The 15291-nt window shown below is 66.8% G+C and carries 11 protein-coding genes; all 11 read left to right on the top strand.

The features are described from left to right. Positions 1-132: 132 nt before the first annotated feature. The 11 genes from CKCBHOJB_RS15505 (at position 133) to aroQ (ending at position 15238) form a co-directional block, all read left to right on the top strand. Complete coding sequence (locus tag CKCBHOJB_RS15505; protein ID WP_281049562.1) at positions 133-1209, top strand: pilus assembly protein PilM; 1077 nt, start codon at positions 133-135, stop codon at positions 1207-1209. Beyond that, positions 1206-1829 (top strand): PilN domain-containing protein, encoded by a 624-nt coding sequence (locus CKCBHOJB_RS15500; protein WP_281049561.1) that lies wholly within the window; start codon positions 1206-1208, stop codon positions 1827-1829. The genes CKCBHOJB_RS15505 and CKCBHOJB_RS15500 overlap by 4 nt, the downstream gene beginning before the upstream one ends. Next, complete coding sequence (locus CKCBHOJB_RS15495; RefSeq protein ID WP_281049560.1) at positions 1826-2506, top strand: type 4a pilus biogenesis protein PilO; 681 nt, start codon at positions 1826-1828, stop codon at positions 2504-2506. Before CKCBHOJB_RS15500 ends, CKCBHOJB_RS15495 begins: the two co-directional genes overlap by 4 nt. Next, the gene (locus CKCBHOJB_RS15490; protein ID WP_281049559.1) at positions 2503-3024 is read left to right on the top strand and encodes a pilus assembly protein PilP; all 522 of its coding nucleotides are present in this window, start codon (positions 2503-2505) and stop codon (positions 3022-3024) included. The genes CKCBHOJB_RS15495 and CKCBHOJB_RS15490 overlap by 4 nt, the downstream gene beginning before the upstream one ends. Then, positions 3021-5177, top strand: coding sequence for a type IV pilus secretin PilQ (locus tag CKCBHOJB_RS15485; RefSeq protein ID WP_281049558.1), 2157 nt, complete (start codon positions 3021-3023; stop codon positions 5175-5177). The genes CKCBHOJB_RS15490 and CKCBHOJB_RS15485 overlap by 4 nt, the downstream gene beginning before the upstream one ends. Positions 5178-5264: 87 nt before the next feature. Then, positions 5265-5795 carry a shikimate kinase gene (locus CKCBHOJB_RS15480; protein ID WP_281049557.1) on the top strand — a complete coding sequence of 177 codons (531 nt, stop codon included), beginning with the start codon at positions 5265-5267 and terminating at the stop codon, positions 5793-5795. Next, on the top strand, positions 5783-6865 hold the full coding sequence (gene aroB, locus CKCBHOJB_RS15475) for a 3-dehydroquinate synthase (protein WP_281049556.1): 1083 nt from the start codon (positions 5783-5785) through the stop codon (positions 6863-6865). The genes CKCBHOJB_RS15480 and aroB overlap by 13 nt, the downstream gene beginning before the upstream one ends. Before the next feature lie 169 nt (positions 6866-7034). Then, positions 7035-8159 (top strand): deoxyguanosinetriphosphate triphosphohydrolase, encoded by a 1125-nt coding sequence (locus tag CKCBHOJB_RS15470; RefSeq protein WP_281049555.1) that lies wholly within the window; start codon positions 7035-7037, stop codon positions 8157-8159. A gap of 414 nt (positions 8160-8573) precedes the next feature. Next, positions 8574-13256, top strand: coding sequence for a glutamate synthase-related protein (locus CKCBHOJB_RS15465; RefSeq protein ID WP_281049554.1), 4683 nt, complete (start codon positions 8574-8576; stop codon positions 13254-13256). Then, on the top strand, positions 13257-14720 hold the full coding sequence (locus CKCBHOJB_RS15460; RefSeq protein ID WP_281049553.1) for a glutamate synthase subunit beta: 1464 nt from the start codon (positions 13257-13259) through the stop codon (positions 14718-14720). Positions 14721-14803: 83 nt separating this feature from the next. Further along, positions 14804-15238 (top strand): type II 3-dehydroquinate dehydratase, encoded by a 435-nt coding sequence (gene aroQ, locus CKCBHOJB_RS15455; protein WP_281049552.1) that lies wholly within the window; start codon positions 14804-14806, stop codon positions 15236-15238. Positions 15239-15291 lie beyond the last annotated feature (53 nt).

Genomic DNA, 15291 nt, shown 5'->3' with positions numbered 1-15291 from the left:
CCCCTCAAGTGTTCCTGTAAGCGCTCGTCAGGCGTGAAGAAGTTCCCTTTACACCCTCTGGGCTTGTTGTTAGCATGCGACAAAGTGGCTTAGATGTGACGCGTAACATAAAGAAATTTAAGGATTTTCTTTGTGATTGACCTCCCTTTTCTTCGCGCAGCGCCGCGTCAGCTTGCCGGGCTCGACATCTCGTCATCATCCATCAAGCTGGTCGAGCTGTCGGGGGGTGACAAGGACTCTTACAAAGTCGAGCGTTACGCGATCGAGCAGTTGCCACGGGATGCGGTCGTCGATGGCAACATCGCCAATCTGGAAGCGGTCAGCGAGGCCCTCAAGCGTGCGCTGCGACGCTTCGGTGGCGGGGTGAAGAACGTCGCCGTCGCGCTGCCCTCGTCCTCGGTCATCACCAAGAAAATCATCCTGCCCGGCGGGCTGCGCGAGACCGAAATGGAGTTCGCGGTCGAGGCCGAGGCCAACCAGTACATCCCCTTCGCACTCGACGAGGTCAACCTCGACTTCCAGGAGATCGGGCCTTCACCCGGAGTGCATGGCGACGTCGAGGTGCTGATCGCCGCCTCGCGCAAGGACAAGGTCGAGGATCGGGTCGCGGTGGCCCAGGCCGCGGGGCTCAAGGCGGTCATCGTCGATGTCGAGTCGCTGGCGATCGAATCGGCGCTGGAGCTGGTCTGCGAGCAGCTGCCGCGCGGGGGCGAGGACCAGGTGGTCGCGATGGTCGACATCGGCGCCAGCGTCATGAACGTCACCATGTTCCGCAACGGCCAGTCGGTCTATTCGCGGGAGCAGGCCTTCGGCGGCAGTCAGCTCACCCAGGACATCGCCCGTCAGTACGGCATGAGTTTCGAGGAGGCCGAATCGGCCAAGCGCGCCGGCTCGCTGCCCGACAGCTACCCGCGCGACCTGATGCGCCCGTTCATGGACAGCCTCGCGCTCGAGGTCTCGCGCGCGCTGCAGTTCTTCTTCACCTCGACCTCCTTCAACCAGGTCGATCACATCGTGCTGGCGGGCGGCTGCGCGATCATGCCGGGACTCGGCGACGTGGTTGCGGCGCGCACCCAGGTCGATACGATCATCGCCAACCCCTTCGCCAGCATGACGCTGAACAGCAAGGTCCGGCCCAAGTCCCTGCTGTCCGACGCGCCTTCGCTGATGGTGGCCTGCGGTCTGGCCATGAGGAGATTCGACGCATGATCCGGATCAACCTTCTCCCGCATCGCGTCGAGAAGCGGCGCCAGCGCCGCAAACAGTTCTACACCGCCGCCGCGGGCGTGGTCCTGCTCGGCGCGCTCGTCGGCTTCACCGGCCATCTGATCTACGACAGCCATATCGAGGCCCAGGAAGCACGCAACACCTTCCTGAAGACCGAGATCGCCAAGCTCGACCGCGACATCGCCGAGATCCGCCGTCTCAAGGAGCAGATCGACGCGATGCTGGCGCGCAAGCAGATCATCGAGTCGCTGCAGAGCACGCGTGCCGAGACCGTCCATCTGTTCAACGAACTGGCGCAGCGCATGCCCGAGGGCGTGTATCTGAAGTCGATCAAGCAGAACGCCCGCCGCGTCACGCTCGTCGGCTACGCCCAATCCAATGCGCGCGTCTCGCACCTGATGCGCAACATCGAGGCCTCGCCCTTCCTCGAGCAGCCGGCGCTGGTGGAGGCCAAGGCCGCGATGCTCGACAGCCGCCGGGTGAGCGAATTCACGCTCGCGCTGAGCATTCGCCAGCCCGAGGCCGAGGCGAATGCCGCGGCTGCCGCAGGCAAGGCCGTGAAGCCGGCCGCGGCAGGGGCAGCGAAAGGGGCCGCCAAATGAAACCGACGACTGCTTCCACTGCGCGCAAGGGCATCGATTTCAAGCGTATCGCGCAGGACTTCAAGGGGCTCGATCCCAACGATCCGGGGATGTGGCCGACCGCGCCGCGCCTCGCAGTGCTGGTCGGTCTGCTGGTGCTCACCGTCGCCGGCTTCTGGTGGTTCGACTGGCGTGACCAGGTCGCCACGCTCGAGCAGCGCCAGGCCGAGGAAGTCCAGCTGCGCGAGAGCTGGGTGGCCAAGAAGCGTCAGGCGGTGAACCTCGAGGAGCACCGTCGCCAGCTGGCCGAGATCGACCGCCAGTTCGGCGCGCTGATCAAGCAGCTGCCCAACCGTGCGGAAATGGACTCCCTGCTGTCCGACATCAACCAGGCCGGTCTCGGTCGCGGCCTGCAGTTCGAACTGTTCAAGCCGGGTGCCGACGTGATCAAGGAGTTCTACGCCGAGATGCCGATCGACGTCAGGCTGTCGGGCGTCTATCACGACCTCGGCGAGTTCGTCGCCGACGTGGCGCGCATGCCGCGCATCGTGACCCTGAACAACGTGGGCATCGCCACCGACAAGGACGGTCGCCTGAAGCTCGATACCAAGGCGATCACCTACCGCTACCTCGACGAGGAAGAGCTTGCCCAGCAGCGCCAGGCTGCCCAGGCCGCCAAGCAGGGGAAGAAGAAATGAACAGGGCTGCAATCCTTGGCGCCTGCGTGCTGCTCGCCGGATGCGCGGGCGGCAGCGAGGACGATCTCCAGGCCTGGATGAACGAGCAGGCCAAGACCATGCGCGGCTCGGTGACTCCGCTCCCCGAACTCAAGCCGTTCCCGGTCGTGGCCTATGCCGGCACCCAGGGCGACGACCCCTTCCGCTCCGGGCGGATGGAGCCGGAGCGTCGCGCCGGCTCGGGCGCGCTGCGTCCCGACATGGACCGCCGCCGCGAGCCGCTCGAAGCATATCCGCTCGAATCCATGCAGATGGTCGGCGTGCTGATGCAGGGGCGCAACACGCATGCGCTGGTGAAGGTGAGTAACGCCCTGCATCAGGTGAAGGTGGGCAATTACATGGGACAGGATTTCGGCGTGGTCACGCGGATCACCGAGAGCGAGGTGACGCTGCGCGAACTGGTCGAGGATGTCTACGGCGACTGGGTTGAAAGAATCAGCACGCTGACATTGCAGGAGCGGCAGGAGGCCGGAAAATGAGACACCGTATGGGAGTGCTGCTGCTGGCAGCGGTTTTTGCAGGCGTCGCTCCTGCGCCTGCAGCGCTTGCGCAGGATGCCGGGCAGACGCAGGTTTTCGCCAACCACATCGACGGCCTGGAGGTGGCGGAGCAGGGCGGCACGGTGTATGTGCGGATGACCCTGCGCGAGCCGCTGGCCGCGCTGCCGCCGAGCTTCAGCGTCGCCAATCCGGCACGCATCGCCTTCGACTTCGCCGGTACCGGCAATGCGCTCGGGCGCAACCTGCAGAACATCGATCAGGGCGACCTGCGCAGCGCCAACATCGTGCAGGCGGGCGACCGCACCCGGGTGGTGCTGAACCTCGTCAAGATGAGCCCCTACGAGGCGCGCATCCAGGGCCGTGACCTGATCATCGCGATCTCGCCGACGTCCGCGCAGCTCGCGCAGAACAACGTCGTCACCGAGTCGCAGGGCAACTTCGCCGACTCGCGCGCGGTCGCGGCGAGCGGGCTGGCGGTGCGCGACATCAACTTCCGCCGCGGCACCGAGGGTGACGGGCGGATCGTCGTCGACCTGTCCAGTCCCGATACCGGCATCGATATCCGCCAGCAGGGCGGCAACCTGGTGGTCGATTTCCTGAAGACCTCCCTGCCCGAGCATCTGCGCCGCCGCTCGGACGTCACCGACTTCGCCACGCCGGTCACCTCGATGACCGCGCAGCAGGTCGGCGACCGCGTGCGCCTGACCGTGGTGCCGAACGGGTTGTGGGAGCACAACGCCTACCAGAGCGACGACCGCTTCGTGCTCGAGGTCAAGCGTGTGGTCGAGGACCCGAACAAGCTGGTCCAGGGTTCGCGTGGCCAGTTCCGCGGCGAGAAGCTGTCGCTGAACTTCCAGAACGTCGACGTGCGCTCGGTGCTGCAGGTCATCGCCGACTTCACCGACTTCAACATCATCACCTCCGACTCGGTGCAGGGCAACCTGACCCTGCGCCTGAAGGACGTGCCCTGGGACCAGGCGCTGGACATCATCCTGCAGGCCAAGGGCCTGGACATGCGCAAGAACGGCAACGTGATCTGGATCGCGCCGGGTGACGAACTCGCCGCGCGCGAGAAGCTGCAGCTCGAGGCCAAGGCCCAGATCGGCGATCTCGAGCCGCTCAGCACCGAAAGCTTCCAGATCAACTACCACAAGGCCAAGGAGATCTTCGATTTCCTCAAGAGCAAGGACCAGACCATGCTGTCCAAGCGCGGCAGCGTGGTGGTGGACGAGCGCAGCAACAAGGTGTTCGTGACCGATGTCGGGTCTCGGCTGGAGGCCCTGCGCAGGCTGGTCCAGGAGATCGACGTCGCGCCCCGTCAGGTGCTGATCGAGGCGCGGATCGTCGAGGCGAACAAGACCTTCGCGCGCGATCTGGGTGTCAGGCTCGGTTACGGCGATCGCCGCAACCGCAGTCTGGGCAGTGGCGGCAAGGTCGGGTTCGGGACATCCGAATTCGCTTCGGCGAATCGGGACGGCACCATCAACACGGGTGCCAACGCGCCGATCAACACGATCCTGCGGCGGGTCGGCGAGTCCGCGACGAGCGGCGACGGTTTTCTGCCGACCGGCTATGGTGCGCTCAATCTGACCCTGTTCAACAACAGCCTGACCCGCTTCCTCAACCTCGAGCTGCAGGCGCTCGAGTCCGACGGACGGGGGCGCGTGGTGTCCAGCCCGCGCGTGCTGACCGCCAACCAGGTCGAAGCCTCGATCGAGCAGGGTACCGAGATCCCCTACCAGGAAGCGACCAGCTCCGGGGCGACCAACGTCGAATTCAAGAAGGCGGTGCTGTCGCTGAAGGTGAAGCCGCAGATCACGCCCGATGGCCGCCTGCAGCTGTCGATCGAGGTCAACAAGGATCGTCCGCTGTTCGAGAACATGCTGCTCGGCGTGCCCCCGATCGAGACCAAGAATGTCAAGAGCGAGGTGTTGATCGAGAACGGCGGCACGGTCGTGATCGGCGGCATCTACGAGGAAGAGGACACTACCGGCGAGGACAAGGTGCCGCTGCTCGGCGACGTCCCGGTGCTGGGGCACCTGTTCAAGTCGCAGAGCAAGGTGTCGAACCGCAAGGAGCTGCTCGTCTTCATCACCCCGCGCATCGTCTCCGACGCGCTCACGCTCCGCTGAGCCCTCCGCGCAGCTGATACAATCCGGGGCCGGGCATCCCGCAAGGGTGCCCGGCCCTTTTTCATCTGGAATCCCGGCGAGTCACGCGTGAGCTGTCTGATACTGATCGGCATGATGGGCGCCGGCAAGACCACGGTCGGCAAGGAACTGGCGCGGCGGCGCAAGCTGCGCTTCGCCGATTGCGACCAGGAGATCGTCGCCCGCACCGGCGTCAGCGTCCCGACGATCTTCGAGATCGAGGGCGAGGCCGGTTTTCGCAAGCGCGAGACGCAGATGATGGACGAGCTCACCCTGGTGCCGGACATCGTCATCGCCACCGGCGGCGGGGTGGTGACCACGCCGGCAAATCGCGAGCTGATGCGCGCGCGCGGCATCGTCATCTATCTGAACGTCCCGCCGCAGATCCTCTACGAGCGCACCCGCCACGACCGCAACCGGCCGCTGCTGCAGGTCGAGAACCCGCGCCGGCGCATCGAGGAGCTCCACCAGCAGCGCGATCCGCTGTACCGCGAGGTGGCGCACATCGTCATCGATGGCGGGCGCGGCAACCCCGGCGCCATGGTGCGGATGATCGAGGATGCGGTGCGCAAACACGAGGCGAACACATGCAGACCCTGAACGTCGCGCTCGGCGACCGCAGTTATCCCATCCACATCGGCCGCGGCCTGCGCGCGCGCGCCGAGCTGATCCTGCCGCACCTGAAGACGAAGCGGGTGGCGATCGTCACCAACGACGTCGTCGGTCCGCTCTATCTCGATGGCCTGCGCGCCGCGCTGGAGGCGGCGGGGGTGCGCGTGTCGGCGGTGGTGCTGCCCGATGGCGAGGCGCACAAGGACTGGCCCACGCTCAACCGGGTGTTCGACATGCTGCTCGCCGAGCGCTGCGAGCGCTCGACCACGCTGGTCGCGCTCGGCGGCGGGGTGGTCGGCGACATGGGCGGGTTCGCCGCCGCCTGCTACCAGCGCGGCATGCCTTTCATCCAGATCCCGACCACGCTGCTGGCGCAGGTGGATTCCTCGGTCGGAGGCAAGACCGCGATCAACCATCCGCTCGGCAAGAACATGATCGGCGCCTTCTACCAGCCCAAGCTGGTGCTGGCCGACATCGACACGCTCGACACGCTGCCCGACCGCGAGCTGTCAGCCGGTCTCGCCGAGGTCATCAAGTACGGCCTGATCCGCGATCCGGTCTTCCTCGACTGGCTCGAGGCCAATCTCGAGGCCTTGGTCGAACGCGATCCGGAGGCGCTCGCGTTCGCCATCGAGCGCTCCTGCCGCAGCAAGGCCGAGGTCGTGGCCGCCGACGAGACCGAGCAGGGCGAGCGTGCGCTGCTCAACCTCGGCCACACCTTCGGTCATGCGATCGAGACCGGTCTCGGTTACGGTGAATGGCTGCACGGCGAAGCGGTGGCCGCCGGCACGATGATGGCCGCCGAGCTGTCGCGCAGCCTGGGCTGGATCGCTGCGGAAGACGTGGCGCGCATCGAATCGCTGTTCGTGCGCGCGCGCCTGCCGGTGTGGGGGCCGAAGCTGGGCGCTGCGCGCTACCTCGAGCTGATGGCCCACGACAAGAAGGTCGAGGCCGGCAAGCTGCGCCTGGTGCTGCTGCGCGCGCTCGGACGCGCGGTGATTCACGGCGAGGCTGCGGCTGACGACATCGCCGCCGCGATCGAGGCGCGCTGCCGCTGAACCGAGGGTACATTCGCGGGCAAGCCCGCTCCCACGGTGCGGGTGGCGGGTGTGTTAGCGGGCTCGCGACCACGGCGGGGTTTGCGGTCGTGGGAGGGGCTTGCCCGCGAATGGAGCGTCGGGGCAGACCCGCCAGTGTCCGTTTCGCCGCTCAACTTCAGGAGTCCGCATGTTGAAACTCGCCCCCTATGCCGTCACCGAAGCCAATTCGCGCGGACGCAGGCACGACGAGCCGCCGCCGGTCGCGCGCGGGCAGTTCCAGCGCGACCGCGACCGCATCGTGCATTCCACCGCGTTCCGCCGCCTCGAATACAAGACCCAGGTCTTCGTGAACCACGAGGGCGACCTGTTCCGCACCCGCCTCACACACAGCATCGAGGTCGCGCAGATCACCCGCGGCATCGCGCGCGAGCTCGGGCTCAACGAGGACCTCGCCGAGTCGATCGCCTTCGCCCACGACCTCGGCCACACCCCCTTCGGCCATGCCGGCCAGGACGCGCTGAACGCCTGCATGAAGGACTACGGCGGCTTCGAGCACAACCTGCAGTCGCTGCGCACCGTGGACCTGCTCGAGGAGCGTTACGCGGCCTTCGAGGGCCTGAACCTGATGTTCGAGACCCGCGAGGGCATCCTCAAGCACTGCTCGCGCGCCAACGCCGAGCGCCTGGGCGATGTCGGCCAGCGCTTCCTCGACGGCACCCAGCCCTCGCTCGAGGCGCAGCTCGCCAACCTCGCCGACGAGATCGCCTACAACAACCACGACATCGACGACGGCCTGCGCTCCGGCCTGATCACGCTCGAGCAGCTCGAGGACGTGCCGCTGTTCGCCGCCCGACGCCGCGAGGCGGAGGCGCGCTGGCCGGGGCTGTCCGGACGCAAGCTGATCAACGAGACCGTGCGCCGCATGATCCACCTGATGGTGATCGACCTGCTCGAGCAGAGCCGCGCCAACATCGCCGCCGCCGGCGTCGCCTCGCTCGACGACGTGCGCGTCGCGCCGCGCCTGGTGGCGTACTCGGACGCGCTGCTGCCGCGCCTGCGCGAACTCAAGCTCTTCCTGCGCGACAACCTGTACCGTCACTACCAGGTGCTGCGCATGACCAACAAGGCGCGCCGCATCGTCGGCGACCTGTTCGCGGCCTTCATGGACGATCCGCACATCCTGCCGCCGCAATATCAGGCGATGGCGCGCGAGGACAAGCCGCGCGCCATCGCCGACTATATCGCCGGCATGACCGACCGCTACGCGATGAAGGAGCACCGACGCCTGTTCGCGGTCGGCGAGATTCATTGATCGGCGCCGCCGATCGGTGCTTTCCGTGGGAGCGGGCTTGCCCGCGAATGCAGCGACGCCACCCTCGTTCGCGGGCAAATCCGCTCCCGCAGGGGGCGCTGCACATGAGCGCGCAGCGCCCCTGAAAGTGTGCGGCAGTGCAAAAAAAATCTTGAACCGCGCGAGCTTTGGGGGGTATAGTTTTTTCGATAGCGACGGGGCTGGCGTGCATGTCCAAAATGGTGCATGCGCGGTCGGGCAAGCAGCATTTTTACCCGCCAGATCGTTGTTTTTGCACCAGATTGGTGCAGACTACAAAGCCGGTGCGCGCGCGCCCGGCTTTTTTGTGCGCGTTCGGTTTGTCGGCGCCTGCCTGCGGGCAGGATCGGGTCCGGCGACTGCGCGTGATCTTGCGTGTCGTTTGAGGAAAAGAAGATGGATCTGCCCCAAAAGCAGGGTCTGTACGACCCCGCCAATGAACACGATGCCTGTGGCGTGGGTTTCATCGCCCACATCAAGGGCGAGAAACGTCATGACATCATTCTGCAGGGCCTCGAGATCCTGAAGAACCTCGATCACCGGGGCGCCGTCGGTGCCGACCCGCTGCAGGGTGACGGTGCCGGTATCCTGATCCAGATCCCCGACCAGCTCTACCGCGAGGAGATGGCGGCCCAGGGCGTGAGCCTGCCGCTGCCCGGCGAGTACGGCGTCGGCATGGTGTTCATGCCCAAGGAAGCCGCCTCGCGCCTGGCCTGTGAAGAAGAGATCGAACGCGCGGTGGTGGCCGAAGGCCAGATCGTGCTCGGCTGGCGCGACGTGCCGGTCAATCGCGACATGCCGATGTCGCCCACGGTCAAGGCCATGGAGCCGGTGATCCGCCAGATCTTCATCGGCCGCGGCCCCGACGTGATGGTCACCGAGGCGCTCGAGCGCAAGCTCTATGTGGTGCGCCGCCGCGCGGCCAACGCCATCGGCGCGCTCAAATTGAAGCACGGCAAAGAGTTCTACATGGTGTCGATGTCGGCACGCACGGTGAACTACAAGGGACTGCTGCTGGCCAACCAGGTCGGCGAGTACTACTCGGACCTGCTCGATGCGCGCGCGGTGTCGGCGCTGTCGCTGGTGCACCAGCGCTTCTCGACCAACACCTTCCCGAAGTGGAACCTCGCCCACCCGTTCCGCTACATCGCCCACAACGGCGAGATCAACACGCTGCGCGGCAACTACAACTGGATGCGCGCGCGCGAGAAGGGCGTGCATTCGCCGCTGCTGGGCGAAGACCTGCAGAAGATCTGGCCGCTGATTTACCCCGGCCAGTCCGACTCGGCCTCCTTCGACAACGCGCTCGAGCTGCTGGTGATGAGCGGCTACTCGCTCGCCCACGCGATGATGATGATGATCCCGGAAGCCTGGGAGTCGCACACGCAGATGGACGAGAAGCGCCGCGCCTTCTACGAGTACCACGCGGCGATGATGGAGCCGTGGGACGGACCCGCCGCGGTGGCCTTCACCGACGGCCGCCAGATCGGCGCCACGCTCGACCGTAACGGCCTGCGCCCGGCGCGCTACCTGGTCACCGACGACGACCTCGTGGTCATGGCCTCGGAATCCGGCGTGCTGCCGATCCCCGACAGCAAGATCGTCAAGAAGTGGCGCCTGCAGCCGGGCAAGATGTTCCTGATCGACATGGAGCAGGGGCGCATCATCGGCGACAAGGAGATCAAGGAGTCGCTCGCCAACGCGCGTCCCTACGCGGACTGGCTGCGCCGCATCAACATCAAGCTCGACACCCTCGAGGCGCCCGCGGTGCTCGATACCGCCGCCGCCGTCGAGCGCGTCGCGCCGCTGCTCGACCGCCAGCAGGCCTTCGGCTACACCCAGGAGGACATCAAGTTCATCCTCGAGCCGATGGGCAAGGCGGGCGAGGAGGCGACCGGCTCGATGGGCAACGACTCGCCGCTGGCGGTGCTGTCGTCGAAGAACAAGCCGATCTACAACTATTTCCGCCAGCTCTTCGCGCAGGTCACCAATCCGCCGATCGACCCGATCCGCGAGCAGATGGTGATGTCGCTGGTGTCCTTCATCGGCCCCAAGCCCAACCTGCTCGAGATCAACGAGATCAACCCGCCGTTCCGCCTCGAGGTCAGCCAGCCGGTGCTGGACTTCGAGGGCATGGCCAAGATCCGCAACATCGCGCGCTACACGCAGAACAAGTTCCGCTCGGCCGAGCTGGACATCTGCTACCCGGCAGAGTGGAGCAACGAGGGAGTGGAGGCGCGTCTGGCCTCGCTGTGCGCCGACGCCGAGAACGCGGTGCTGGGCGGCTACAACATCCTGATCGTGTCCGACCGCAAGCTGGCCGCGGATCGGGTCGCGATCCCGGCGCTGCTGGCCCTGTCGGCCATCCACCAGCACCTGGTGGCCAAGGGCCTGCGCACCCGCGCCGGCCTGGTGGTCGAGACCGGTTCGGCGCGCGAGGTGCATCACTTCGCTGTGCTCGCAGGCTACGGCGCGGAAGCGGTGCACCCCTACCTCGCGCTCGAGACCCTGCAGCACCTGGCCGACGATGCGGAGACCGCGGCCAAGTACGTCAAGCACTTCGTCAAGGCGATCGGCAAGGGCCTGATGAAGGTGATGTCCAAGATGGGCATCTCGACCTACATGTCCTATACCGGCGCGCAGATCTTCGAGGCCGTCGGCCTCAAGCAGGCGCTGCTCGACAAGTACTTCACCGGCACCACGAGCCAGGTCGAAGGCATCGGCCTGTTCGAGGTCATGGAGGAGTCCATCCGCCTGCACAAGGCCGCGTTCTCCGCCGACCCGGTGCTGCACGACATGCTCGACGCCGGCGGCGAGTACGCCTTCCGCACCCGTGGCGAGGAGCACATGTGGACGCCGGATGCGATCGCCAAGCTGCAGCACGCCACGCGCTCGGGCAAGGCCGACACCTACAAGGAATACGCCCGCATCATCAACGACCAGGGCAAGCGGCACATGACGCTGCGCGGCCTGTTCGAGCTCAAGGCCGCCGAGACCCCGGTGCCGCTCGACGAGGTCGAGCCCGCCAAGGAGATCGTCAAGCGCTTCGCCACCGGCGCGATGTCGCTCGGCTCGATCTCCACCGAGGCGCACACCACGCTGGCGGTGGCGATGAACCGCATCGGCGGCAAGTCGAACACCGGCGAGGGCGGCGAGGATCCGATGCGCTTCAAGCCGCTGACCGCGGCGATCAAGCTGTCGCAGGTCATCGGCGAGAAGCGCATCGCGCGCGACCTCGAGCTCAACGCCGGCGACTCGCTGCGCTCGGCGATCAAGCAGGTGGCCTCGGGCCGCTTCGGCGTCACCACCGAGTACCTGGTCAACGCCGACCAGATCCAGATCAAGATGGCCCAGGGCGCCAAGCCCGGCGAGGGCGGCCAGCTGCCGGGCCACAAGGTGTCCGAGTACATCGGCTTCCTGCGCCACTCGGTGCCGGGTGTCGGCCTGATCTCGCCGCCGCCGCACCACGACATCTACTCGATCGAGGATCTCGCACAGCTCATCCACGACCTCAAGAACACCAACCCGGTGGCCAGCATCTCGGTCAAGCTGGTGTCCGAGATCGGCATCGGCACGGTGGCGGCCGGCGTGGCCAAGGCCAAGGCCGACCACATCGTCGTCGCCGGCCATGACGGCGGTACCGGCGCCTCGCCGTGGAGCTCGATCAAGCACGCCGGTTCGCCGTGGGAGCTGGGTCTCGCCGAGACCCAGCAGACCCTGGTGCTCAACCGCCTGCGTTCGCGCGTGCGCCTGCAGGTCGATGGCCAGATCAAGACCGGTCGCGACGTCGTCATCGGCGCGCTGCTCGGCGCCGACGAGTTCGGCTTCGCCACCGCGCCGCTGGTCGTCGAAGGCTGCATCATGATGCGCAAGTGCCACCTCAACACCTGCCCGGTCGGCGTCGCCACCCAGGATCCGGTGCTGCGCGCACGCTTCCAGGGCCAGCCCGAGCACGTGGTCAATTACTTCTTCTTCGTCGCCGAGGAAGTGCGCGAGCTGATGGCCCAGCTCGGCATCCGCACGTTCGACGAGCTGATCGGCCGCGCCGACCTGCTCGACATGAAGAAGGGCATCGCGCACTGGAAGGCGCAGGGCCTCGATTACTCGCGCATCTTCTACCTGCCGAACGTGCCGGCCGAGGTGCCGCGCCTGCACACCGAGACCCAGGACCACGGCCTCGACAAGGCGCTCGACAAGCAGCTCATCGCGCTTGCGAAGCCGGCGCTGGAGAAGGGCGAGAAGGTCAACATCGACCTGCCGGTGCGCAACATCAACCGCACCGTCGGCGCAATGCTGTCCGGCCAGGTCGCGGCGCGCTACGGTCATGCCGGCCTGCCCAACGACACCATCCACATCCGCCTCAACGGCACCGCCGGCCAGAGCTTCGGCGCCTTCCTGGCGCGCGGCGTCACGCTGGAGCTGGTGGGCGAGGGCAACGACTACGTCGGCAAGGGCCTGTCGGGCGGTCGCATCATCGTGCGTCCGAAGGCCGAGTTCCGCGGCGACACGCCGGAGAACATCATCGTCGGCAACACCGTGCTCTACGGCGCCACCGAGGGCGAGGTCTACTTCGCCGGCGTCGCTGGCGAGCGCTTCGCGGTGCGCAACTCCGGCGCCACCGCGGTGGTGGAAGGGGTGGGCGACCATGGTTGCGAGTACATGACCGGCGGCACCGTGGTCGTGCTCGGCGAGACCGGGCGCAACTTCGCCGCCGGCATGTCGGGCGGCGTGGCCTACGTGCTCGACGAGGACGGCAGCTTCGAGCAGCGCTGCAACATGGCGCAGGTCGCGCTCGAGCCCTTGCCCGACGAGATCGCCGCGCGCAAGGGCTCGGAGTCGGGCGACGAGCTCGAGTCCCACGGCCGCGTCGACATCGACCACCTGACGATGGGCGACGAGCTCATCCTCAAGGGCCTGATCGAGCGCCACGTCCGCTTCGCCGGCAGCGTGCGCGCGCGCGAGATCCTGAACAACTGGGGCGTCTGGCGGAAGAAGTTCGTCAAGGTGTTCCCGCACGAGTACCGCCGCGCGCTCGCCGAGATGGCGCAGCAGCGCGATGCAGAGAAGGAGGCCGCATAAATGGGCAAGCCCACTGGATTTCTGGAATATCAGCGTCTGTCCGAGGCCTACGAGCCGGTCGGCAAGCGCCTGAAGACCTACAAGGAGTTCGTCGTCCGCCTGACGGACGAGCAGGCGTCGATCCAGGGCGCGCGCTGCATGGACTGCGGCATCCCGTTCTGCAACAACGGCTGCCCGGTCAACAACATCATCCCGGACTGGAACGACCTGGTGTATCGCGGCCACTGGCGCGAGGCGATCGAGGTCCTGCACTCGACCAACAACTTCCCCGAGTTCACCGGCCGCATCTGCCCCGCGCCCTGCGAGGCGGCGTGCACGCTGAACATCAACACCGATCCGGTAGGCATCAAGTCGATCGAGCATGCGATCATCGACAAGGCTTGGGAAGAGGGCTGGGTGGTGCCGCAAGTGGCCGAGCTCAGGACCGGCAGGAAGGTCGCCGTGGTCGGCTCCGGCCCGGCCGGCCTGGCCGCCGCGCAGCAGCTGGCGCGCGCCGGCCATGACGTGACGGTGTTCGAGAAGAACGACCGCGTCGGCGGGCTGCTGCGCTACGGCATCCCCGACTTCAAGATGGAGAAGTGGCTGATCGATCGCCGCGTCGAGCAGATGCAGGCCGAAGGCGTGGTCTTCCGCACCGGCGTGCTGATCGGCGCCAAGGAAATGCCGGGAGGCATCGTCAATGACGCCAAGGAAGTGATCAGCGCCGAGCAGTTGCAGCAGGACTTCGACGCGGTGGTGCTGGCCGGCGGCGCGGAAGTGCCGCGCGACCTGCCGGTGCCGGGCCGCGAGCTCGGCGGCGTGCATTACGCGCTCGAGTTCCTGATCCCGCAGAACAAGCAGGTCGCCGGCGACAAGCAGAATCCGATCTCGGCCAAGGGTAAGCACGTGGTGGTGATCGGCGGTGGCGACACCGGCTCCGACTGCGTCGGCACCTCCAACCGCCACGGCGCGGCGAGCGTGACCCAGTTCGAGCTGATGCCGATGCCGCCCGAGCAGGAGAACAAGCCGCTGGTGTGGCCGTACTGGCCGACCAAGCTGCGCACCTCGTCCTCGCACGAGGAAGGCTGCGAGCGCGACTTCGCCGTCGCCACCAAGGAGTTCATCGGCAAGAACGGCAAGGTCAAGGCGCTCAAGGCCTGTCGGCTGGAGTTCAAGGACGGCAAGATGAGCGAGGTGCCGGGTTCGGAGTTCGAGATCAAGGCCGACCTGGTGCTGTTCGCGATGGGCTTCACCCAGCCGGTGGGGGGCGTGCTCGAGGCCTTCGGTGTCGACAAGGACGCGCGCGGCAACGCCCGCGCGACCACCGACGGCGAGGGCTGCTACACGACCAACGTGCCCAAGGTGTTCGCCGCCGGCGACATGCGCCGCGGGCAGTCGCTGGTGGTGTGGGCGATCAGGGAAGGTCGCCAGTGCGCGCGCGCGGTCGACGAGTACCTGATGGGTGAGAGCCTGCTGCCGCGCTGATATCCTCTGCGCTGAAGCGATTCGCCAAAGGCGGTCTGCGGACCGCCTTTTTTCACGACCGTGTTTCCCGGAGTGCTGTCCCCATGCCCAAGGTCCTCGTCATCAACGGCCCCAACCTCAACCTGCTCGGTACCCGCGAGCCGGAGATCTACGGTTCCACCACGCTCGCCGACGTCGAGAACGGTCTGCGCGCGCAGGGCGGGCAGCTGGGCGTCGAGGTGCTGTGCTTCCAGAGCAACCACGAGGGCGCGATCGTGGATCGCATCCACGCCGCGCGTGCCGAGGGCGTGGGCTGGATCCTGATCAACCCGGGCGCCTACACCCACACCAGCGTGGCCATCCGCGACGCGCTCGCGGGCGTGGCGATTCCCTTCGTCGAGGTGCACATCTCCAACGTGCACAGGCGCGAAGCCTTCCGCCACCACTCCTACCTGTCCGACGTCGCCGAGGCGGTGATGGCCGGTTTCGGCACCCAGGGTTACGGCCTGGCGCTGCAGTACATCGCCGGCCGCCTGTAGGCGCGCCGCGGTCGTGGTGGTGTAGCTGGTGACGGTCGGCATGTGGCGGCGCC

The sequence above is a fragment of the Thauera sp. GDN1 genome (genome assembly GCF_029223545.1).
In the GTDB taxonomy this organism is placed as follows: domain Bacteria; phylum Pseudomonadota; class Gammaproteobacteria; order Burkholderiales; family Rhodocyclaceae; genus Thauera.
Note: the sequence above shows the minus strand (reverse complement) of the source record. Positions and strands in the feature narration are given on the sequence as shown.